This is a genomic window from Pseudomonas rustica (assembly GCF_018336155.1).
Lineage (GTDB): Bacteria > Pseudomonadota > Gammaproteobacteria > Pseudomonadales > Pseudomonadaceae > Aquipseudomonas > Aquipseudomonas rustica.
This window is the reverse complement of sequence record NZ_JAGYHF010000013.1, coordinates 92,595-113,642: the sequence shown is the minus strand read 5'-3', so window position 1 is coordinate 113,642 and position 21,048 is coordinate 92,595. Positions and strand designations below refer to the sequence as shown.

17 protein-coding genes are annotated in these 21,048 nt (G+C 58.9%); 8 read left to right on the top strand and 9 right to left on the bottom strand.

From position 1 onward, the window contains the following. Window positions 1-109: 109 nt before the first annotated feature. Window positions 110-5,005, top strand: coding sequence for an NAD-glutamate dehydrogenase (locus tag KFS80_RS23270; RefSeq protein WP_212546080.1), 4,896 nt, complete (start codon window positions 110-112; stop codon window positions 5,003-5,005). A 165-nt stretch (window positions 5,006-5,170) separates the two neighbouring features. On the opposite strand, the gene KFS80_RS23265 is transcribed toward KFS80_RS23270, so the two are convergent. The 4 genes from KFS80_RS23265 to pdxR all read right to left on the bottom strand — a co-directional run bounded on the left by KFS80_RS23265 (window position 5,171) and on the right by pdxR (window position 8,577). After that, on the bottom strand, window positions 5,171-5,884 hold the full coding sequence (locus KFS80_RS23265; RefSeq protein ID WP_053121126.1) for a hypothetical protein: 714 nt from the start codon (window positions 5,882-5,884) through the stop codon (window positions 5,171-5,173). Window positions 5,885-6,113: 229 nt separating this feature from the next. Continuing rightward, window positions 6,114-6,515, bottom strand: coding sequence for a cupin domain-containing protein (locus KFS80_RS23260; RefSeq protein ID WP_212546079.1), 402 nt, complete (start codon window positions 6,513-6,515; stop codon window positions 6,114-6,116). 211 nt (window positions 6,516-6,726) lie between these two features. Continuing rightward, on the bottom strand, window positions 6,727-7,020 hold the full coding sequence (locus KFS80_RS23255; protein ID WP_053121122.1) for a putative quinol monooxygenase: 294 nt from the start codon (window positions 7,018-7,020) through the stop codon (window positions 6,727-6,729). 123 nt (window positions 7,021-7,143) lie between these two features. Further along, window positions 7,144-8,577: a MocR-like pyridoxine biosynthesis transcription factor PdxR gene (gene pdxR, locus KFS80_RS23250; protein ID WP_212546078.1), complete on the bottom strand. Its 1,434-nt coding sequence runs from the start codon at window positions 8,575-8,577 to the stop codon at window positions 7,144-7,146. Between the two features lie 297 nt (window positions 8,578-8,874). Between pdxR and KFS80_RS23245 the strand changes: the two genes are divergently transcribed. From KFS80_RS23245 to KFS80_RS23235, 4 genes are all read left to right on the top strand, one after another. Then, window positions 8,875-9,315 carry a carboxymuconolactone decarboxylase family protein gene (locus KFS80_RS23245; RefSeq protein ID WP_212546077.1) on the top strand — a complete coding sequence of 147 codons (441 nt, stop codon included), beginning with the start codon at window positions 8,875-8,877 and terminating at the stop codon, window positions 9,313-9,315. A 436-nt stretch (window positions 9,316-9,751) separates the two neighbouring features. Then, a complete protein-coding gene (locus tag KFS80_RS23240; protein ID WP_212546076.1) occupies window positions 9,752-12,118 on the top strand; it encodes a TonB-dependent receptor plug domain-containing protein in 2,367 nt (788 codons plus the stop codon). Continuing rightward, on the top strand, window positions 12,108-12,602 hold the full coding sequence (locus KFS80_RS27120) for an APC family permease (RefSeq protein ID WP_276516110.1): 495 nt from the start codon (window positions 12,108-12,110) through the stop codon (window positions 12,600-12,602). Before KFS80_RS23240 ends, KFS80_RS27120 begins: the two co-directional genes overlap by 11 nt. After that, window positions 12,599-13,507: an APC family permease gene (locus KFS80_RS23235; RefSeq protein WP_276516109.1), complete on the top strand. Its 909-nt coding sequence runs from the start codon at window positions 12,599-12,601 to the stop codon at window positions 13,505-13,507. Before KFS80_RS27120 ends, KFS80_RS23235 begins: the two co-directional genes overlap by 4 nt. Before the next feature lie 246 nt (window positions 13,508-13,753). On the opposite strand, the gene KFS80_RS23230 is transcribed toward KFS80_RS23235, so the two are convergent. The 3 genes from KFS80_RS23230 to KFS80_RS23220 all read right to left on the bottom strand — a co-directional run bounded on the left by KFS80_RS23230 (window position 13,754) and on the right by KFS80_RS23220 (window position 17,362). Then, the gene (locus KFS80_RS23230; protein WP_212546075.1) at window positions 13,754-14,215 is read right to left on the bottom strand and encodes a DUF3574 domain-containing protein; all 462 of its coding nucleotides are present in this window, start codon (window positions 14,213-14,215) and stop codon (window positions 13,754-13,756) included. Window positions 14,216-14,455: 240 nt separating this feature from the next. Further along, complete coding sequence (locus KFS80_RS23225; RefSeq protein WP_212546074.1) at window positions 14,456-16,831, bottom strand: DUF3772 domain-containing protein; 2,376 nt, start codon at window positions 16,829-16,831, stop codon at window positions 14,456-14,458. A 72-nt stretch (window positions 16,832-16,903) separates the two neighbouring features. Further along, window positions 16,904-17,362, bottom strand: coding sequence for a metallophosphoesterase family protein (locus KFS80_RS23220; protein WP_212546073.1), 459 nt, complete (start codon window positions 17,360-17,362; stop codon window positions 16,904-16,906). Window positions 17,363-17,459: 97 nt separating this feature from the next. Here KFS80_RS23220 and KFS80_RS23215 point away from each other — a divergent pair, with 97 nt between their 5' ends. Beyond that, the gene (locus KFS80_RS23215) at window positions 17,460-17,816 is read left to right on the top strand and encodes a hypothetical protein (RefSeq protein ID WP_212546072.1); all 357 of its coding nucleotides are present in this window, start codon (window positions 17,460-17,462) and stop codon (window positions 17,814-17,816) included. 92 nt (window positions 17,817-17,908) lie between these two features. Here KFS80_RS23215 and KFS80_RS23210 read toward each other — a convergent pair whose 3' ends face one another. Together KFS80_RS23210 and KFS80_RS23205 are read right to left on the bottom strand one after the other, a co-directional pair. Next, a complete protein-coding gene (locus KFS80_RS23210; protein ID WP_212546071.1) occupies window positions 17,909-18,793 on the bottom strand; it encodes a serine hydrolase domain-containing protein in 885 nt (294 codons plus the stop codon). A gap of 108 nt (window positions 18,794-18,901) precedes the next feature. Then, a complete protein-coding gene (locus tag KFS80_RS23205) occupies window positions 18,902-19,819 on the bottom strand; it encodes a LysR family transcriptional regulator (RefSeq protein ID WP_212546070.1) in 918 nt (305 codons plus the stop codon). A gap of 126 nt (window positions 19,820-19,945) precedes the next feature. Between KFS80_RS23205 and KFS80_RS23200 the strand changes: the two genes are divergently transcribed. Together KFS80_RS23200 and KFS80_RS23195 are read left to right on the top strand one after the other, a co-directional pair. After that, on the top strand, window positions 19,946-20,704 hold the full coding sequence (locus KFS80_RS23200) for a 5-oxoprolinase subunit PxpA (protein WP_212546069.1): 759 nt from the start codon (window positions 19,946-19,948) through the stop codon (window positions 20,702-20,704). Window positions 20,705-20,798: 94 nt separating this feature from the next. Next, window positions 20,799-21,044: an acetyl-CoA carboxylase gene (locus KFS80_RS23195; RefSeq protein WP_212546068.1), complete on the top strand. Its 246-nt coding sequence runs from the start codon at window positions 20,799-20,801 to the stop codon at window positions 21,042-21,044. The last annotated feature ends 4 nt before the right edge of the window (window positions 21,045-21,048 follow it).

Below are 21,048 nucleotides of genomic sequence, written 5' to 3'. Positions count from 1 at the left end.
TCCCCCTGTTTCCTCTGCCCGAGAATCAGGAACAGGGCGACACAAGCCCCGAAAGGGGTGTTGCACGCGACGCTTTCCATCAATAACAAGCTTAAGCGGAGTACCACAGATGGCGTTCTTCACCGCAGCCAGCAAAGCCGACTTCCAGCACCAACTGCAAGCGGCACTGGCGCAGCACATCAGTGAACAGGCACTGCCACAAGTGGCGCTGTTCGCTGAACAATTCTTCGGCATCATTTCTCTGGACGAGCTGACTCAACGTCGCCTCTCCGACCTCGCTGGCTGTACTCTCTCTGCGTGGCGCCTGCTTGAGCGCTTCGATCACGCGCAACCGCAAGTGCGCGTTTACAACCCCGATTACGAGCGTCATGGCTGGCAGTCGACCCACACAGCGGTCGAAGTCCTGCACCACGACCTGCCATTCCTCGTCGACTCGGTTCGTACCGAACTGAACCGTCGCGGCTACAGCATCCACACCCTGCAAACCACCGTGCTCAGCGTGCGTCGTGGCAGCAAGGGCGAGTTGCTGGAAATCCTGCCGAAAGGCACCCAGGGCGACGGCATTCTGCAAGAGTCGTTGATGTACCTGGAAATCGACCGCTGCGCCAACGCGGCCGAACTGAATGTGCTGAGCAAAGAGCTGGAACAGGTTCTCGGTGAAGTCCGCGTTGCGGTCGCCGATTTTGAGCCGATGAAAGCCAAGGTGCAGGAAATCCTCACCAAACTCGACAACAGCGCGTTCGCCGTCGATGCCGAAGAAAAGAACGAAATCAAAAGCTTCCTGGAATGGCTGGTGGGCAACCACTTCACCTTCCTTGGCTACGAAGAGTTCGTGGTCACCGATCAAGCCGATGGCGGCCACATCGAGTACGACCAGAACTCCTTCCTTGGCCTGACCAAACTGCTGCGCACCGGCCTGACCTACGACGACCTGCGCATCGAAGACTACGCGGTGAACTACCTGCGCGAACCGACCCTGCTGTCGTTCGCCAAGGCTGCGCACCCGAGCCGTGTGCACCGTCCGGCCTACCCGGATTACGTGTCGATCCGTGAAATCGACGCCGACGGCAAAGTCATCAAAGAACACCGTTTCATGGGCCTGTACACCTCGTCGGTGTATGGCGAGAGCGTGCGGGTCATCCCGTTCATCCGCCGCAAGGTCGCCGAAATCGAACACCGCTCCGGCTTTCAGTCCAAGGCTCACTTGGGCAAGGAACTGGCGCAGGTACTCGAAGTGCTGCCGCGTGATGACCTCTTCCAGACCCCGGTCGACGAGCTGTTCAGCACCGTGATGTCGATCGTGCAGATCCAGGAACGCAACAAGATCCGCGTGTTCCTGCGCAAAGACCCGTACGGTCGTTTCTGCTACTGCCTGGCCTACGTGCCGCGCGACATTTATTCCACCGAAGTTCGCCAGAAGATCCAGCAAGTGCTGATGGAGCGCCTGAAGGCTTCCGACTGCGAATTCTGGACGTTCTTCTCCGAGTCCGTGCTGGCTCGCGTTCAGCTGATCCTGCGTGTCGACCCGAAAAACCGTCTCGACATCGATCCGCTGCTGCTGGAAAAAGAAGTGGTGCAAGCCTGCCGCAGCTGGCAGGACGACTACGCCGCACTGACCGTCGAAAGCTTCGGCGAAGCCCACGGCACCAACGTGCTGGCGGACTTCCCGAAAGGCTTCCCGGCTGGCTACCGCGAGCGTTTCGCTGCGCATTCGGCCGTGGTCGACATGCAGCACCTGCTGAGCCTCAACGAAAAAAATCCGCTGGTGATGAGCTTCTATCAGCCGCTGGGCCAGGTCTCCGGCCAACGCGAGCTGCATTGCAAGCTGTATCACGCCGACACGCCGCTGGCGCTGTCCGACGTGCTGCCGATTCTGGAAAACCTCGGCCTGCGCGTGCTGGGTGAATTCCCGTACCGTCTGCGTCACACCAATGGCCGCGAGTTCTGGATTCACGACTTCGCCTTCACTGCCGCTGAAGGTCTGGATCTCGACATCCAGCAACTCAACGACACCCTGCAGGACGCCTTTGTCCACATCGTCCGTGGCGATGCCGAGAACGATGCGTTCAACCGTCTGGTGCTGACCGCCGGCCTGCCTTGGCGCGACGTCGCACTGCTGCGCGCTTACGCCCGTTACCTGAAGCAGATTCGTCTGGGCTTCGATCTGGGTTACATCGCCAGCACCCTGAACAACCACACCGACATCGCTCGCGAGCTGACCCGGTTGTTCAAGACCCGCTTCTATCTGGCGCGCAAACTCAGCGACGACGATCTGGAAGACAAGCAACAGCGTCTGGAACAAGCGATTCTGACCGCACTGGACGACGTTCAGGTGCTCAACGAAGACCGCATCCTGCGTCGTTACCTCGACCTGATCAAAGCGACCCTGCGTACCAACTTCTATCAGACTGATGCCAACGGCCAGAACAAGTCGTACTTCAGCTTCAAGTTCAACCCGCACGCGATCCCTGAACTGCCGAAGCCAGTGCCGAAGTTCGAAATCTTCGTCTATTCGCCACGCGTTGAAGGCGTGCACCTGCGCTTCGGTAACGTCGCTCGTGGTGGTCTGCGCTGGTCCGACCGTGAAGAAGACTTCCGTACCGAAGTCCTCGGCCTGGTTAAAGCTCAACAAGTGAAAAACTCGGTCATCGTGCCAGTGGGTGCGAAGGGCGGCTTCCTGCCGCGTCGCCTGCCTCTGGGCGGCAGCCGTGACGAGATCGCGGCTGAGGGCATCGCCTGCTACCGCATCTTCATTTCCGGTCTGTTGGACATCACCGACAATCTGAAAGACGGCGCGCTGGTGCCGCCATTGAACGTGGTACGCCACGACGATGACGACCCGTACCTGGTAGTGGCGGCGGACAAGGGCACTGCGACCTTCTCCGACATCGCCAACGGCATCGCCATCGACTACGGCTTCTGGCTGGGTGACGCGTTTGCGTCCGGTGGTTCGGCCGGTTACGACCACAAGAAAATGGGCATTACCGCCAAAGGCGCGTGGGTCGGCGTACAACGTCACTTCCGCGAGCGCGGCATCAATGTTCAGGAAGACAGCATCACTGTTGTCGGCGTCGGCGACATGGCCGGTGACGTGTTCGGTAACGGCTTGTTGATGTCAGACAAGCTGCAACTGGTCGCTGCCTTCAACCACCTGCACATTTTCATTGATCCAAACCCGAACCCGGCGACCAGCTTCGTCGAGCGTCAGCGCATGTTCGACCTGCCGCGTTCGGCGTGGACCGACTACGACACCAGCATCATGTCCGAAGGTGGCGGTATCTTCTCGCGCAGCGCGAAGAGCATCGCAATCTCCCCGCAGATGCAGGAACGCTTCGACATCAAGGCTGACAAACTGACCCCGACCGAACTGCTGAACGCCTTGCTCAAGGCGCCGGTGGATCTGCTGTGGAACGGCGGTATTGGCACTTACGTCAAGGCCAGCACTGAAAGCCACGCCGATGTCGGCGACAAGGCCAACGATGCATTGCGCGTAAACGGCAACGAGCTGCGCTGCAAAGTCGTGGGCGAGGGCGGTAACCTCGGCATGACCCAACTGGGTCGTGTCGAATTCGGTCTGAATGGCGGCGGTTCCAACACCGACTTCATCGACAACGCCGGTGGTGTGGACTGCTCCGACCACGAAGTGAACATCAAGATCCTGCTGAACGAAGTGGTTCAGGCCGGTGACATGACCGACAAGCAACGCAACCAGTTGCTGGCAAGCATGACCGACGAAGTCGGCAATCTGGTGCTGGGCAACAACTACAAGCAGACTCAGGCGCTGTCGCTGGCGGCGCGTCGTGCTTATGCGCGCATCGCTGAGTACAAGCGTCTGATGGGCGATCTGGAAGGCCGTGGCAAGCTGGACCGTGCCATCGAGTTCCTGCCGACCGAAGAGCAACTGGCCGAGCGCATAGCTGAAGGCCACGGTCTGACCCGTCCTGAGCTGTCGGTGCTGATCTCGTACAGCAAAATCGATCTCAAAGAGCAGCTGTTGGGCTCCTTGGTGCCGGACGACGATTACCTGACCCGCGACATGGAAACGGCGTTCCCGCCGACCCTGGTCAGCAAGTTCTCCGAAGCCATGCGTCGCCACCGTCTGAAGCGCGAGATCGTCAGCACTCAGATCGCCAACGACCTGGTCAACCACATGGGCATCACCTTCGTTCAACGACTCAAAGAGTCGACCGGCATGAGTCCGGCGAACGTCGCTGGCGCTTATGTGATCGTGCGCGACATCTTCCACCTCCCGCACTGGTTCCGTCAGATCGAAGCGCTGGACTATCAGGTTGCCGCTGACGTTCAGCTGGAGCTGATGGACGAGCTGATGCGTCTGGGTCGCCGCGCTACACGCTGGTTCCTGCGTGCCCGTCGCAACGAGCAGAACGCTGCCCGTGACGTCGCGCATTTCGGTCCGCACCTGAAAGAGCTGGGCCTGAAACTCGACGAACTGCTGAGCGGCGAAATCCGTGAAAACTGGCAGGCGCGTTATCAGGCGTACGTCGAAGCAGGTGTGCCGGAATTGCTGGCGCGTATGGTTGCGGGCACCTCGCACCTGTACACCTTGCTGCCGATCATCGAAGCCTCCGACGTGACTGGCCAGAACCCTGCCGAAGTGGCGAAAGCCTACTTCGCCGTGGGCAGTGCGCTGGACATCACCTGGTACCTGCAACAGATCAGCGCGCTGCCGGTTGAAAACAACTGGCAAGCGCTGGCCCGTGAAGCGTTCCGTGATGATGTCGACTGGCAGCAACGCGCGATCACCATCTCCGTCCTGCAACAGGGCGACGGCACACTGGACGTGGAAGCACGTCTGGCGCTGTGGATGGAACAGCACGAAAGCATGATCTCGCGCTGGCGCGCCATGCTGGTGGAAATCCGCGCTGCGAGCGGCACGGACTACGCCATGTACGCGGTGGCCAACCGTGAACTGCTGGATCTGGCGTTGAGCGGGCAAGCGGTAGTGCCTGCGGCGACTGCGAATGCCGAGCTTGAAACGGCATAAGTAAGCGCTGAATGAAAAAGCCCCGGTATCGTGAGATGCCGGGGCTTTTTTGTGTCTGCGAGTTTTGTGTTGCCTATTGCGGCCCTTTCGCGAGCAAGCCCGCTCCCACAGGAGGTACGAATTTCAAATGTGGGAGGGGGCTTGCTCGCGAAGAGGCCCTTACATTCAATACAACTTCTGAGCCGGTTTAGTATCAAGCATCGACACTTTATCCGCAGGCCGTGCGACTAAATTGTTGAGCGATTGGTCAAACTTTTGCAGCGCCCGAACTTGCACGTCCTGCTGCTGGTTAATATCGGCAACAATCTCTTCCGAGCGTTTGAAGTCCGCCCACACTGGGGTCAGTTCTTTCGCTTCTGAACCTTTCGCCGTGCCGATGTAGTTCAATCCCGCATCATAAAAATCGGCACTCACGTCAGCCTTGATGTCGGAGCTGCGTGAGGTGATTAGCTGGCTGTGGGTGTCGACGATTGCGGTGACATCCGGTTTGGCTGCACGCAGGCTTTGCATGTCCGGATACACCGTCACCGAGCCGAACTGGCGTTGCAGGGAGGCGTTGACCCATTCCACCGCCATGTCCGGTTTCGAGCTGGCGACGTAGGCGTCGTGGATCGGCTGTACCAGCAGGCTCTGGCCGAAACCGGTGCCGGCGTTGGCTTGATAGTCGCGCAGGTATTCGCGGTTGCTCTGGGTGCTTGGGCTGTAAACCACGCCGAGCGACACGCCGGGACCGCTTTTTACCTGAGTGGCGCTACTGCGACCGGTTGGATGCGGCAGCAGGGTATCGAGAGACGAGACTGCTTTTGGCGCCGTCGGCACTGAACAGGCGGAGAGGGCTAAAACCGATATCGCCAACATACTGGTGAACGCAAGTTTCATGGTGTTTCTCCCGTGAAACAACATCAGTCGGAAAGTTTAAAGTTGCCATCAGTGACGGCAGTTAATTCAGACTACCCCCGTCGCGCGGCAAATAAGCTGACAATTTGCTGACTGGTTTTGTATTGAATAGTTTTATTTGCTGTAACCCGATCCGGTTAATTGCATCGGGATATAAAAAGGCGCAAATCGGCAATTTGCGCCTTTTTATTTATGGCTGGCTAAACAACCATCAGTTTTTCAGCGGAATCAGCACTTGCTCATCCGGGGACAGCACCATGAACACCAGCAACTTGGCTGGCTTGGTTTGGCTGGCGTTTTTCGAGACCAAATGCTCGGAACCGGCCGGTTCGTACCAGAACTGACCTTTCTTATAGGTGATCGCCTGTTCGCCCTTCACCTGAGAGATCACTTCGCCTTCGAGTACGTAGGCCATCGCGGTGCCGTCGTGTTTGTGGGCAATGGAGGATTGGCCGGGTTTGTAGTCGACTTCGATCATCATGGCTTTTTTGCCGGGGGCGTTTTTCAGCATCTGGTCTTGCAGTACGGTGACTTTTTCCGAGGGGTCGTGGGCGAAGGCCGAGGTGGAGAGGGCCAGAGCGAGGGCGGCAGCGACAAGGTGCAGGGTTTTCATGGTGGATTACCGGTTGGGGGGTGGTTGGTAATCACAGTAGTCCGAGGGGCGGGGCAAGCAAACGGCCAATATTCGGGAAGATTGGGTGACCAATTGGCGGGGTTTATGGGAAATTATCGGTGGGCCGGAAACCGCTTTCGCGAGCAAGCCCGCTCCCACAGTGGAGAGCATCTCAAATGTGGGAGCGGGGCTTGCTCGCGAAGGCGTCAGATCAGACGATGGGGAAACTGTTGAAGTCGACACTATTGGCCAGCCGGCTATCGATCAAGTCTATAAAGCCCTGCGCTTCGGGCCGGTTGAAATGCGCCTGCATCGCCGCTTCCGACTGCCAGCGCGCACTGACCGTCCAGCGATGGCTGTCCTCGGGGCAGCGGTCGACCAGGTAGGAATCGCAGCCCGGCGTTTCCCGCAGGGTTTCGACGATCCTTTGCAGTTGCTTGCCCAGCTCGTCAGAGCGGCCGGCAGCAGCCTGCACCTGCACCGTGTTGATCACTTCATTGGACATTGCTCACACTCCTGAATCAGGCCGGACGAATCCTGCTCATTGAGGGATAACGCCTGTGCAGAATAGGCCTGCCCCCGCCGATCACCAATAACCAATCGGCGGTTAATCCGTTAGGCCAATCGCTCAGGCGACTTGCTGGAGAATGTCGCGCAGGCGATCGAGGGCGATATCAATGTCCAGCGTCTCAATCGCGCCGAAGCCAAAGTACAAACCATCACGCGGCGTCTGCTGGTAATAAAAGCCATTGATCGCGTACAGACCGACTTCGACCTTTTTCGCCAGTTCGATCACCAGCGGCAGGTCGATCGGCACTTTGCAAAACACCGCCATGTGGAATCCGGCACTGGCCGGCACCGCATCAAGCCAAGGCGATAGATCGCTGGCCATGCGCGCCAGAATCCGTTCGCGGCGCTGCGCATAAATCGTGTGGCAGCGGCGAATATGCTTGAGCAAACAGCCCTCGGCGATGAACTTGGCCAGCGCCCATTGCGGCAGGGTGGACGCGTGCAAATCGGTGAGCTGCTTGGCGCGGATCACCGCTTCGAGGATCGCCGGCGGCAGAATTCCGTAGCCCAGGCGTAACTCGGGCAGCAGGGTTTTCGAGAAGGTGCCGACATACGCGACGAGACCGCGCTGGTCGAGGTTGTACAGCGAATCAGTGGGCCGGCCTTCGTAGCGAAACTCGCTGTCGTAGTCGTCCTCAATGATGATTGCGCCGAGCTCATGCGCACGCACCAGCAAGGCTTCGCGGCGCGCCTGACTCATCGGCATGCCCAACGGAAACTGGTGCGACGGCGTCACGTAAATCAGCCGCGTGCCTTCGGGAATGTGTTCGACCTGAATGCCCTCGGCATCCACTGGAATACCGACCACGGTGGCGCCGTGCGTGCCGAACAGCAGGCGAGCCGGCGGATAACCCGGGTCTTCCATCGCCACTAGGCTGCCGGGACGCAGCAGCACACGGGCGATCAGATCCAGCGCCTGCTGCGCGCCGTTGCAGACCACGATGTCTTCGTCCTGACAGTTCACCCCACGAGAAAATGCGATGTGTCGGGCAATCGCGTTGCGCAGCGACGGCAAACCTTCGGCAACGCTGTAAAAGCCTTTCGACTGCGCCATCTGCCGCATCGCATGAGCGACGCAGCGACGCCAGTCATCCTGCGGAAACTGGCCCTTGCTGGTGGCGCCGCCTATGAAGTCGTAACGCAGCGAACCTTCCAGTGTCGGGTGCCGCAGGAATACCGGCAGATTGCGCCAGCTCTCGATCACCTCGGCGCTGGCCAGTTCGCTGTGACTTTGCTTGCGCTGAGCCTGCGCGGGGCGCGCGTTGACGTAGGTGCCTTTGCCGATCACGCCGGTGAGGAAGTTTTCGTAGGTCAGTTGCGCGTAGGTGTCGGAGATGGTTTTGCGCGAGATCCCCAGTTGCTCGGCGAGCAAGCGGCTGGGCGGCAATTGCGTGCCGGCGGCCAGACGCCCGGATTCGATGGCGCCGCGCAGCTGTTGGTACAACTGACCGGCGAGATCCTTGCGGCCGTTGATCACGACATGAAGTTCCATACCGACGTGGCTCCGAGGCAATGTGAAGTGCCCGCCAGATTAGCGCTGTTGGGCGATTGGCAGAAGTTGCGCAGCACAAATACCCGAAATTGGCATAAACCCCTGTAGGAGCTGCCGAAGGCTGCGATCTCTTGATCTTAGAAAGCAACATCAAAAGATCGCAGCCTTCGGCAGCTCCTACAAGGAGTTTGTGTTGAGCCCGCTATTGGTGTGGCACTTTTCCGTGGAATTGGGGCTGTAACGCTAGCCTCTTGGCGCTTACTTTGAAGTCTTTATTGCGCCTGCCGAGATCAAGCCATGTCCCCGCGTCTGGATTACTACAGCGCTTCACCCAAAGCGATGAAAGCGATGATTGCCATGGAGGCGCTGACCAGCAACTTGAGCATCGAACAGCCGTTACTGCAACTGATCAAGATCCGCGCCTCGCAACTGAATGGCTGTGCGTTTTGCACGGATATGCATTCGGTCGAAGCCCGGCGAGCGGGGGAGAGTGATCGGCGGTTGTATGCGATTGCAGTGTGGCGTGACAGCGGTTTTTTTAATCCTCGTGAACGCGCGGCACTGGCCTGGGCGGAGGCGGTGACATTGTTAGCTGAGAGCCATGTGCCGGATGATGTGTATCAACAGGCGCGCGAGCAGTTTAACGAAGCGGAGCTGGTCGACCTGACCATGGCCGTGACCACGATCAACAGCTGGAATCGGCTGGCGGTGAGTTTTCGGAAAACCCCGAGTGATTGAGCCCAGCACCGATCAAAACTGTGGGAGCGGGCTTGCTCGCGAAGGCGTTGGATCAGACAACATCATTGTTGAATGACACACCGCATTCGCGAGCAAGCCCGCTCCCACAGGTTTTGTATCCATCCGTTAGTTTGTTGTTGTTAGTTGGATTTAGTGTTGCCTGGGCAACACTTATGTTGCTCTAAGCACACTCCGCCAAGCCGATATAACCTAAGCGTTATTGGTTCTTTTGCCACAGCTCTCCGCTCGTCTAGCATCGGCCTCCAAGGGGAAAAGCTTACTTTTGGGGATCCTGCGTTCTATTTGCACTTTCCGATCTAACAGCCTTCGCTGCCTTCCTGTTTTATAAAACTACAGCAGACATTGCCGTGCACTGATGGCCGACGACTTTTGGTTGGCAGGGCCGGGTATTAGCTGCGATTCAAGGAGCTGTTGCATGTATTACCGTTCGCGTTCATTACTCGCTGCTGCTGTGCTCACGTCCATTTGGCAACTTCCCGCGCAAGCTGACGATGAAGCCAAACTCGATACCGTATTGGTGACCGGCACTCGTGGCACATCCCGCACCGTGCTGGATTCGCCAGTGCCGGTCGACGTGCTCACCGCTGATGACCTGAAAGCCGCCGGCGCGGCGGATGGCGAATTGGGCGCAGCTTTGCAGACGCTGTTGCCATCGTTCAGCCTGCCGCGCCAGTCCAACTCCGGCGGTGCCGACCATGTACGCGCCGCTCAACTGCGCGGCATGAGCCCGGATCAGGTGTTGGTGCTGGTCAACGGTAAACGCCGGCACACTTCGGCGGTGGTCAACGACTCCTCGAAGATCGGTCGCGGCACGGCGCCGGTGGATTTCAACTCAATCCCGATCAGCGCGATCAAACGCATCGAAGTGCTGCGTGACGGCGCCGGTGCGCAGTACGGCTCCGATGCGATTGCCGGGGTGATCAACATCATCCTCGACGACGCCCCCGAGGGCGGCGAAGTGACGACGAGCTACGGCGCCTATCACACCCATCAGGACGCGATCGGCAAAACCACCACCGACGGCCAGAACAGCGTGACCACCGCCAAGATCGGCACGCGCCTCGGCGAGGAGGGCGGCTTCATTCGCGGCGGCACCGAGTACAAGGATCGCAACCCGACCAATCGCGCCGGTTTCGACGGCTTCGACGACATCCCCAACCAGCGCAACTACGTGATGGGCGACGGCATCGCCCGCGATGTCAACCTGTGGTTCAACAGCGAACTGCCGCTGGCCGGCGGCAAGGCTTACAGCTTCGGCACCTATAACCAGCGCCACACCACCGGCGCCGAATTCTATCGCTACCCGTACGAGCAGCCGCAGTTCTACCCCAACGGCTACCTGCCGCAATCGCTTGGCGACAACAAGGACGTCTCCGCCACTGCCGGGTTCAAAGGCATGATCGGCGACGACTGGGACTTCGACAGCAGCGTCACCCATGGCCGCAATCGCTTCGATGGATCGACCCGACGCACCCTCAACGTCAGTCTCGGTGAAGACTCTCCCACCGAGTTCGATACCGGCGATTACGAGTTGCGCCAGACCACGACCAACCTCGATTTCACCCGCGAACTGCGCCTCGGCGAACGCTCATTTGTGTTGGCCGTCGGCGGCGAATACCGCTACGAAAACTACCTGACTTACGCCGGTGACGCGGCTTCCTATGTCGGCTCCGGAGCCGATGGCGCCAATGGACTGCGCCCGAGCGAAGAGTCGGATCTGGATCGCAATGTGTTCGGTACTTACGCCGAGTTGTCCGGCGATCTCACCGACCGTTTCTTCGTCGACGCCGCCACGCGTTGGGAGCATTACGACGATGCCGGCAGCAAACTCACCGGCAAACTCAGTGGCCGCTACAAACTCACCGAGCAGTGGGCGGTGCGCGGCGCGGTGTCGAACAACTTCCGCGCGCCGTCTCTGGCGCAGAGCGGTTTCCAGAACACCACCAGCAACTTCGGCGATGGCGGCACGCTGACCGACATTCGCGTGCTCTCGGTTAACGATCCGATTGCCCGCGCATTGGGCGCAGAAAAACTTGATCCGGAAAGCTCGAAAAACTTCAGCCTCGGCCTGACCTTCCAGTTGAACGAACGCTTCGATGCGTCGCTGGACGTGTTCCGCATCGACGTCAAAGACCGCATCACCCTGTCGCAACGCATCGGCAGCGATGCGCTGGAAAACTACATCAATGACAACTTCGGCGTGGCCGGCATACATGACGTCAACTTCTTCACCAACGCCGCCGACACCAGCACCCACGGCGCCGAACTGGTGCTCAACTATCATCAGCCGTTCTACGAAGGGCAACTCGGCCTGACCACCGCGTACACCTACAACCACACCAAAGTCACCAGCACCAAAGGCACGCCATCGCAATTGACCGCGCTGGGCATCGGCAATGACGCGCTGGTCGGCGTCGAAGAAACCAACACCTTGACCGACGCCGCGCCGAAGGATCGCTTCATCTTTTCCGCCAACTGGGCCAGCGAACATTGGGGCTTGCTTGGGCGTTTGACCCGTCAGGGTGAGACCACTCGGGTGTTCGATTTCGGCGACTCGCAACCGGAGCAGACCTACGGTGCGGTATGGCAACTGGACGCCGAGGTCGCCTACAAATTCACCCCGAAATTCAACATCGCCGTCGGTGGCAACAACCTCACCGACAACTACCCGGAACGCTCCGGCTCGGCGATCAACTACGGCGGCAACCTGCCGTACGACGTGCTCTCGCCAATCGGCACCAACGGCGCTTACTACTACGCTCGCGCCACCTATGGTTTCTAACGCCGGGCCGGGGCGGCATCTGCCGGTGTTCCAGGCGTTGCTGATCACGCTGGGCATGGTGATCACCACCGACATCCTGAAAACCGCGCCGACCGTGGCGCTCAACGTCGGGCCCGAGCACTTCTACCTGGTGTGGGTGCTTGGCGGCGTGGCGTCGATGATCGGCGCGCTGTGCTTTGCGGAAATGGCCACGGCGTTTCCGCATCCGGGCGGTGACTATCATTTTCTGCGCACGGCGTATGGCGAGCGCATGGGGTTTCTGTTCGCCTGGTCGCGGTTTTCGGTGATGCACACCGGGTGGATTGCGTTGTCGGCGTTTATGTTTGCCGATTACGTGAATGCGGTGGTGCCGTTGGGACAGTATGGATCGGGGCTGTTTGCCGGGGCGGTGATCGCGGCGTTGGTGCTGCTGAATCTGACGGGCAAGCACTCGGTTTCATCACGCAGACATTGCTGGTTGGCTTGCTCGCGTTGGGCTTTTTGAGCATCGCCAGTGCGGGGGTTTTTCTGGCGTGGCAAGGGGTTGAGCCGCCGCTGCCGAATTTGTCGGTTACGCCGGAAAATACCGGTATGGCCGGGTTTTCGGCGGCGATGATTTTTGTGTTTCTCGCGTTCGGCGGCTGGAGTGATGCGGCGACGTTATCGGCGGAAGTGCGCGATGGTCGGCGGGGGATTTTCATCGCCATGATCGGCGCGCTGACGGTGTTGATGATTATCTATCTGGCGCTGAATTGGGCGTTTGTTCAGGGCCTGGGATTTGCCGGATTGGCGGCGAGCAATGCGCCGGCCGTTGAACTGCTCAACCGTGCTTTTGGCGCGCCCGGGGTCATGCTGATTCTGCTGATGGTGGGGATTGCGGCGATCGCCACGATCAATTCGACGTTGCTGGTTGGCGCGCGCACCACTTACGCTGCGGCTCGCGATGTACCGCAGTTGCGCAGTTTTGGTGATTGGGATGATCGCCATGGCGTACCGCGCAAAGCGTTGCTGGCGGAGGGCGCGGTGGCGCTGTTGCTGGTGATGTTCGGCAGTTTTACCCAGAGCGGGTTTAACACCATGGTCGAGTATTTGACCCCGGTGTATTGGTTGTTTTTGAGTTTGAGCAGTGTCGCGTTGATCATATTGCGGCGGCGGTTTCCCGAGGTGGCGAGGCCGGTGCGGGTGCCGTTGTATCCGCTGTTGCCGTTGCTGTTTTTTGGGTTGTGCCTGTACATGCTGTATTCCAGCGTGACCGTGGTGGGGTATGGGGTGTTTTTGGGGATTGGCGTTCTTTTGGTTGGCGCGGTGGTTTTGGCCGGGTTGAGTCGCTTAAAGGCAAACCCTCACCCCAGCCCTCTCCCGGAGGGAGAGGGGGCCGACCGAGGTGTGCTGCGTGATACATCGACCTGAAAAACCGAATCGATTATGGATTCGCCAAAGCAAGTCCAAGTCGGCGAACCTCTCAAATATCCCCCAATCAGTTCCCTCTCCCTCGGGGAGAGGGCTAGGGTGAGGGGCTTTTAAGCTGTGCCTCAATCGACCTGAAAAAACCGAGTCGATGCTGGATTCGCCAAAGCAAGTCCAAGTCGGCGAACCCCTCAAATATCCCCCAATCAGTTCCCTCTCCCTCGGGGAGAGAGCTAGGGTGAGGGGCTCTTAAAACGACACCTCCGCCGGCTGCGACAACCGCAGCACCGACAAATCCCCGGTAATACGCTTATACGCCAACCGAATCGCCTCGATATCGCTGCCACGTTTCGCACTGTTCTCATGCAAAATCACAATGACTTTAGTGCTCAAACGCTCCGGCTCCTTCGCGCCTTTATCGCTCCACTGCCCATAGGCATCAAGTACCGTGAAGCCATCGGGAAACCGCGGCGTCACTTCCTTGTCGAGAAACTCGCGCCAGCGCGCCGGGCTGACCGCGCCTTCCTTGCGATCAATCGACCCCACCGAGAAGTACAACTCAGTGCGCAACCACTGCGCCTGCGCCGGCCGTGAGGCATCGCCTTGCAGGGTTGAACTGGCGGGATCGTGGGTGTGAACGGAAGCAGGAGGAGGGCTGGCGCAACCGGCGACTGCAAGGAACAGTGCCGCCAGTAAAAGACGTTGAGGCATGGAACATCCTTATTGATGATTGGGCGAACCCGGCGAGTATAAGGTCGCCGTTTCATCACCAATAAAGACCTAAAAAGCAGGCTGATAGGCGCTTCAGGAATAACCCTTGGGTCACTGCGCAACGAACGATCCGAAAGCCTGTAGGAGCTGTCGAGTGAAACGAGGCTGCGATCTTTTGATCGTATTTTTTTACAAGACAAGATCAAAAGATCGCAGCGTTCCGCAGCTCCTACAGGGGCATCAGGGTGGGGGCGATGCCAAGGCAATTCCGGCCGCTCCCAGCCGTTTGAGAATCTCGAACAACAGATCACTCTTGGTCACCCCGACAATCCTCGGGCTGCCGACATAACCGGTCACCGTCAGCGTAATCCCGTCCGGCGACAACTTGCTGAAGCGCACAAACGACGCCGGTTTTTCAAGGATGGTTTCGTTCTCGTGGTACGTGTTCAGCAGCAGATCCTTCACTGCCTCAGGATCGATATCCAGCGGAAACACCAACTCCAGCGACGCGACACCCTGAGCGCTGCCACCCAGCGTGACGTTGCGCAGATTCTGCGAGATCAACTGCGAGTTCGGCACGATCACAATCGAGCGATCGCTGAGCTGAATTTCGGTGGCGCGCACGTTGATCCGGCGGATATCACCCTCGACGCCGCTGATGCTGATCAAATCGCCCACCTTCACCGGCCGCTCGGTCAGCAGAATCAGACCGGAAACAAAGTTCTTCACGATCTCTTGCAAACCGAAACCAATACCCACCGACAGCGCACTGACGATCCACGCCAGGTTCGTCCACTGCACGCCCAACGACGACAGCGTCAGCAGAATCACGAACGCGTAACCGATGTTGGAAAACAGCGTGCTCAGTGACGCGCACATCCCCGGATCCATGTCGGTTTTGGGCAGGAATTCATTGTCGAGCCAACGACTCAGGGCGCGGATCAGCCAGATACCGATCAACAGCGCGAGTACCGCGTTAAGCAAATGCGAAGGGACGATGTTGAACTTGCGCAATCCGGCACCGCCGAGGATCGCCATGATGTTGGTCGCCAACTGTCCGAGCGTGGTGCCGATGCCACCGACAAACAACGCGATCACCGCCAGCAGCAACAGCGCCGCGCGGCTGAAACCGGACAATAGAATCGAGATTTGATCGAGGCGCCGATCGCCTATTCCCAGTAACTGTTTGAGCGCCTTGCCGCTCGCATGCTTGGGCGAGAACGCGTATTCGCAGCCGTCCTTGATCACCTGAATCAGCAAGTAAAAGCCCGACAGCACAATGTAGGCCCAGACCACTTCATAGGTGATGAAACGGGCCAGGGACACGTAACCGGTGAGCAGCGCAATCGCCGAGACGAACATCGAAATACTGGCGATGGTGTACATCACCCCGGCGAACGTACTGTTCGCTTGCGTGTCATTGGCGGCGACCAACGCTTTGCGCACCTTGCCGACGCGCAGCAGCAGTGTCACCACAATCACCATGACCACAATCGATGTCACGCCGCGCCCGGTCAGAACGATCTGACTGCTCATGCCGGTGGCGTTGCACACCTGCACCAGCGTCACCAGCACCAGCAATGTGCCGGAAAGGATGCGTGGGAAGCGCTTCAGTGCCTGCGCGACCTGATCATGAATGGCCGGCAACCGCCACGATGGATGATCGATCGACAACAGCGCACGGCTCAGCCCGGTAATCAGCACGCAGGCGTACACAGCCTTTTCGAATTCCTCGGAAAACGTCGACAGCACCGGCGTCAGCGGCGCGTGACGGGTGAGCGCGTAATACAGCACATGCAAGGCGAGGGCAGTGGTCGCAATCGTCGCCAGCGCCGAAGCAAAAGCCAGCGCACTGCGGCGCAAACGACCTTCCGGCATGCGGTGGATGCAAACCCAGGTCAGCCCACGCTCGGCCAGACGACGGCCGAACGTCCACACCACCAGTGCCAGCGCGAGCAACACCAGCGTATAAAAATGCCGCCCCGGCGCCCACACCGTCGCCCAGGTGTCAGAAACTTGATCAACGAAAAAACTGAAACGCTGCCGATCATCCCGCGAAGGATTGACCAGCGGTGCCCAGAAGTCCGGGTTCAACACGCTCAGGGTGCCGAGCGTCAACTCGCTTTCAAGCAATGTGCGGCGGATGCCGGCGATCTGCGTGATCAGATCCGCCGCACTTTGCTTCAGCGCCGCCAGACTTTTCAGCGTGCCGTCGACTTTGTTTTTTTGCTCCGTCAGCGTCGCTCGCTGGGCGACTATATCCGCTTGTTCGGCGGCGATCTCGGTGTCCGGCGCTGCGCCCAAAACGCCCAGTTGCACGGTCAGTTGCGCCTGTTGCGGTAACAACGCCGCCGACAATTTGTCGACGTCCAGAATGAACGCCTGCACCCGATCCTGTGGGCCTTCGAGCTGGTTGTAATTGTTCGCGGCGGAGATTTGCTGTTTCAGGCCATCGAGGCGTTGTTGCAGGGCTTGCAGGTCACTTTGCGAAATGACCGGTAGCGGCGCGGCGGTGGTCGCGGCAGGTGCTGGCAGATCGGCGGCCCACAGCGATGGACTGCCGGCGGTGAGCAGCATGAATGCGATGAGAAACAACGACTTCAACGTGTTGCGCATGGGACAGACCGACTCTCGATGAACACACAGTCTAAGAGGTTAGGTGATCAGGCCGATTGGAGTGAAAAAGTTTCAGGGCAGGAGGTGGATTAATTGCGGTTCCAGAGCTTCTGCGTGGATGTCGAGCAGGGCGAGGGTGACCGGCAGTTTGAAACGCCGCCGCCCAGCGCTGCCCGGATTCAAGTACAGCCGATCGCCACGCCACTCGATCAAGGGTTTGTGGGAATGGCCGGTGATGATGAGGCGGGTAAGGCTGTCGAGAAGGGCGGGGACGTCGGCGATGTCGTGGGTCAGCAGGGTTGGCCAGCCGTTGAGGTTGAGGGTGAGGTGATCGGGAAGGTCGGTGGCCCAAGGCAGGTTCAAGTCGTTGTTGCCGCGCACGGCGTGAACCGGGGCGATTTGCGCCAGTTGGCTGAGGATGTCAGCGCTGCCGATGTCGCCACCGTGGAGGATCAGTTCGACGCTTTCGATCGCGGTTAACGCTTCGGGGCGCAGGAGGCCGTGAGTGTCGGAAATGATGGCGATTTTCATGGGGAACAGATTAGCAGGGTTGGTGTGGATGGCGGTGTTCAGCCGAAAATGCCAGAGTGCGCCTACGCCCCTTTAATGATCTGCCAAGGAACTTGCAATGCCCGCAGGAAAACGTGAACTAGCGCGAATAGAACGCCGGCTGATCACCACGCTGACCGAAGCGTGCGAAACGGCAAAAAGTGAAATCAACGGCTTCACCTGGCTTACCCACACGGCTGACCTGAATGCACTGGCTGAAACACTGAAAATCATCTGGGTGTTCGAAACCCTGGCCGACAGAAAGCTCGCCGAGGTTGACGCAAAAGCCCGGATCTTCGCACTGACGGCTATTGCGCTGGATGAAGCAGGTATCGAGCTGAAACTGACAGATCGCAATGTTCGCTTTGATTCTGAGCAGGAGTGCGAAAACGCTCAGGGTGGCGATTGGCAAAAGCGTCTGGCCAAAGGGTATTGAAGCTGGCTACAGAAATCGAAAACTCTTGTGGGCCTCGGAGCAGGATGTGATCGAGAGGATGTACCACGACTTGCTGTTGATGCCATAAAAAATTAGACATGCGGCAGCGCTTGCATCAACTGTTCAACGACCTTGGCCTCGACAGCACCTTCACTGGTACCCGGCTCAAAAACAGCGCAACACGCTGATGCATCGCCCTCACGAACACGATAGACAGCGATAACACTGCCCGGCCCGCAACCGGTGTGCCCGCAGAGGGAATGCCCGCCGCCAATCGTGCCCTGCATCACCCCAAGCCCGTAGCCCGGAGTGATCCATGGGCGCCCGGGTATCGGGCCGCCCAATGTTCGCGCGGCCTGCATTGCCTGGCGCAAATTCGAGGAGAGCAAGTCAGTGCTGAGGAGGCGATCCAGAAATAGCGCTGCTTGCGAAACCGGTCCAGTCAGCAGACCGTGATAAACCCAGGCAGGGTCGTAATTCAAGGTGCTTCCAAGGTGAGTCGTTTGTAAGTCTGTGCGCGTTTTAGCGAAGCGAACATTCGACAGACCCAATGGTGAAATCGCCCGCTGTAGCACCGCCTCTTCAAGCGTCAGATCAGTTAGCCGCTCAATGAGCCTGCCGATAAACGAATAACCGACATTTGAATAACGCCAACCGGTTCCGGGACTGTATCGAAGTCGAGCAGCGTCAAGCCGTTGCATCATTTCATCTGGCGACCAGGCCGATTCGTCATTCCTGACGGCTGCGTGATATTCCGCAAGTTCGCCGTAATCGGCCAGACCTGCCTCATGCCGCAGAAGCTGACGCAGCGTGAAAAGCTGATCAGGCACGGGCTCGTCTAACGTAGTCAGCCCATCTCGTACCAGCGACAGGGCTGTCGCCGCCAAAACTGTTTTGGTGAAACTCCACCAAGGCACCGTCAGTTCTAATTGTTCAGGCGTTTGTACCTGACCATTCGATATGAGCGAACTGAGCATTGGCTTCCCTAGGCTATTGAGTGAATCAGCAGGCCGACAAGATAGCTCACTTCGCAAAACAATTTGAACCGCCTTTGGGCATTCCGGAGTGGGCGGTGGAGTGGGTTGTCACCGTCGCGCAGACAGCTGTTGCGGCGCCAGAAATGCATCGTGGAAATAGTTACGAAACGCCTGCATCGCCGGGCTGAATTCGCGTTCGCGATGCCAGGCCAGCCCGACACTCATCGGCGTCACTTTGTCGGTGACGGTCAGAGTTTCAATCCGTTTGCCTTCCAGTGACCAGGGGCGGTGTACCAAATCCGAGAGGATTGCCACGCCGCTGCCATTGGCGACCATGCTGCGCACCGCTTCGACTGAACTGGTGCGTACCCGCACGTTGGGTTGCTGATGTGCCTGTTCCCAGTAGCGCTTGGCGCTATGTTCAGCTTCGTCGACGGTCAGCAGAATGTAGGGTTCTTTCGCAACGTCGGCGAGGCTGACTGCCGAGCGTTCGCACAGCGGATGGTGGCTGGGCAGCCATAACCGGCGTTCGGAGTTGAAGAGTATTTCCGAGACGATGTCCGGGTGGGTGAGGTTGGCGGTGAGCACCACGGCCATGTCAAAACGACCTTCCAGCAAGCCTTGTTCGATCGCTTGCCGCTCCTGTTCGTGGACTTCGATGGCCACGTCTGGATGCCAGTGCTCAAGCCGTTGCAGATGGTGTGGCAGGAAGTATCCGATCACCGTGTAACTCGCCGCCAGGCGCAATACACCGCTGGCGCGGATGTCCGGCAACGGGCTGTTCAATGCGTCATCGACGCTGCGCAAAATCACGTAAGCCCGATTCAAAAAGTGCCGACCGGCGTCGGTCAGGCTCATGCCTTGAGCCGAGCGCTGGAACAACAGCGTGCCGAGGATGCTTTCCAGTTCTTTGATCGCCGTCGTCACGGCCGACTGGGAAATATTCAAATGGATCGCGGCTTGGGAAATTTGCCCGATCTCGGCGGTGGCGACGAAATAACGGACTTGGCGCAGGGTCAGTGACATGGGTACTCCGAGTGACGGGGTATCTGTTTTTCAGAAGATACCCTATCTATTAATAGATCTTCCCAAGGGGGGTAGCGGGAATCTAACTTGACCTGCATGAAGTCACAAGCGTCGGGAGCAGGTGCTATGCAGGCAGTAGATTTCAACTCTGACATGGGCGAAGGGTTTGGCCCGTGGACCATCGGCGATGGTGTCGATAATGAGCTGATGGGCTTTATCAGTTCGGCCAACATCGCCACCGGTTTTCATGCCGGCGACCCTTCCACCATGCGCCGCACCGTCGAGCAGGCCAAGCGTCTGGGCGTAGCCATCGGTGCGCATCCGGGGTTTCGCGACTTGGTGGGTTTTGGCCGTCGGCACATCAACGCGCCGGCCCAGGAACTGGTCGACGACATGCTCTATCAGTTGGGCGCCCTGCGTGAACTCGCCCGGGTTCAAGGCGTGGCCCTGCAGCACATCAAACCCCACGGCGCGCTCTACATGCACTTGGCGCGGGACGAGGAGGCCGCCCGTTTGCTGGTGGAAAATCTCCAGCGTCTGGAGCCGGAATTGCTGTTGTATTGCATGCCCGATTCGGTGATCTGGCGGGTTGCCACAGAGCTCGGCCAACCAGTGATTCGCGAGTTCTACGCCGACCGCGAATACGACCTCAGTGGCTCCATCGTGTTCACCCGCAACGTGCGGGCTTACGACCCGGCCCACGTCGCCGAACGCGTGCTGCGTGCTTGCCAGCAAGGCGTGGTGCGCACTGTCGAGGGCGAAGACTTCGCCATTGAGTTTGATTCCATCTGTTTGCACAGCGACACGCCGGGAGCTCTGGCGTTGGTCGAAGCCACGCGTCGCGCGCTGGATGGCGCGGGCATAACGGTTCGCGCACCGCGCTGAGACCTGACGCAAACACCTCGCACAGAGACGCGAGGGTTTGCCCAACGATTCACTTTTTGCCTGCCTTTCTACAACTATTCCAAAAGGAACAGACATGGCCGAACACACAGTCATCACCCCGTTGCCGGGGACCTTCTACCGCAAAGCCACCCCGGAATCGGCGAACTTCGTCGAGGTCGGCGCACAGGTCGGCGCTGACACGGTCATTGGCCTGATCGAGGTCATGAAGCAGTTCTCCGAACTGACCGCCGGGACGGCTGGTCGCCTCAGTGCCTTTTTGGTAGAAGACGGTGATCCGGTGGAACCGGGTCAAGTCGTCGCAACACTCGACGACGAGTGAGGGC

Excerpts from the sequence above, each read along its gene's own strand:
- KFS80_RS23270 (WP_212546080.1), top strand. The coding sequence starts at position 110 with ATGGCGTTCTTCACCGCAGCCAGCAAAGCCGACTTCCAGCACCAACTG.
- KFS80_RS23265 (WP_053121126.1), bottom strand. The coding sequence starts at position 5,884 with ATGAAACTTGCGTTCACCAGTATGTTGGCGATATCGGTTTTAGCCCTC.
- KFS80_RS23260 (WP_212546079.1), bottom strand. The coding sequence starts at position 6,515 with ATGAAAACCCTGCACCTTGTCGCTGCCGCCCTCGCTCTGGCCCTCTCC.
- KFS80_RS23255 (WP_053121122.1), bottom strand. The coding sequence starts at position 7,020 with ATGTCCAATGAAGTGATCAACACGGTGCAGGTGCAGGCTGCTGCCGGC.
- pdxR (WP_212546078.1), bottom strand. The coding sequence starts at position 8,577 with ATGGAACTTCATGTCGTGATCAACGGCCGCAAGGATCTCGCCGGTCAG.
- KFS80_RS23245 (WP_212546077.1), top strand. The coding sequence starts at position 8,875 with ATGTCCCCGCGTCTGGATTACTACAGCGCTTCACCCAAAGCGATGAAA.
- KFS80_RS23240 (WP_212546076.1), top strand. The coding sequence starts at position 9,752 with ATGTATTACCGTTCGCGTTCATTACTCGCTGCTGCTGTGCTCACGTCC.
- KFS80_RS27120 (WP_276516110.1), top strand. The coding sequence starts at position 12,108 with ATGGTTTCTAACGCCGGGCCGGGGCGGCATCTGCCGGTGTTCCAGGCG.
- KFS80_RS23230 (WP_212546075.1), bottom strand. The coding sequence starts at position 14,215 with ATGCCTCAACGTCTTTTACTGGCGGCACTGTTCCTTGCAGTCGCCGGT.
- KFS80_RS23225 (WP_212546074.1), bottom strand. The coding sequence starts at position 16,831 with ATGCGCAACACGTTGAAGTCGTTGTTTCTCATCGCATTCATGCTGCTC.
- KFS80_RS23220 (WP_212546073.1), bottom strand. The coding sequence starts at position 17,362 with ATGAAAATCGCCATCATTTCCGACACTCACGGCCTCCTGCGCCCCGAA.
- KFS80_RS23215 (WP_212546072.1), top strand. The coding sequence starts at position 17,460 with ATGCCCGCAGGAAAACGTGAACTAGCGCGAATAGAACGCCGGCTGATC.
- KFS80_RS23210 (WP_212546071.1), bottom strand. The coding sequence starts at position 18,793 with ATGCTCAGTTCGCTCATATCGAATGGTCAGGTACAAACGCCTGAACAA.
- KFS80_RS23205 (WP_212546070.1), bottom strand. The coding sequence starts at position 19,819 with ATGTCACTGACCCTGCGCCAAGTCCGTTATTTCGTCGCCACCGCCGAG.
- KFS80_RS23200 (WP_212546069.1), top strand. The coding sequence starts at position 19,946 with ATGCAGGCAGTAGATTTCAACTCTGACATGGGCGAAGGGTTTGGCCCG.
- KFS80_RS23195 (WP_212546068.1), top strand. The coding sequence starts at position 20,799 with ATGGCCGAACACACAGTCATCACCCCGTTGCCGGGGACCTTCTACCGC.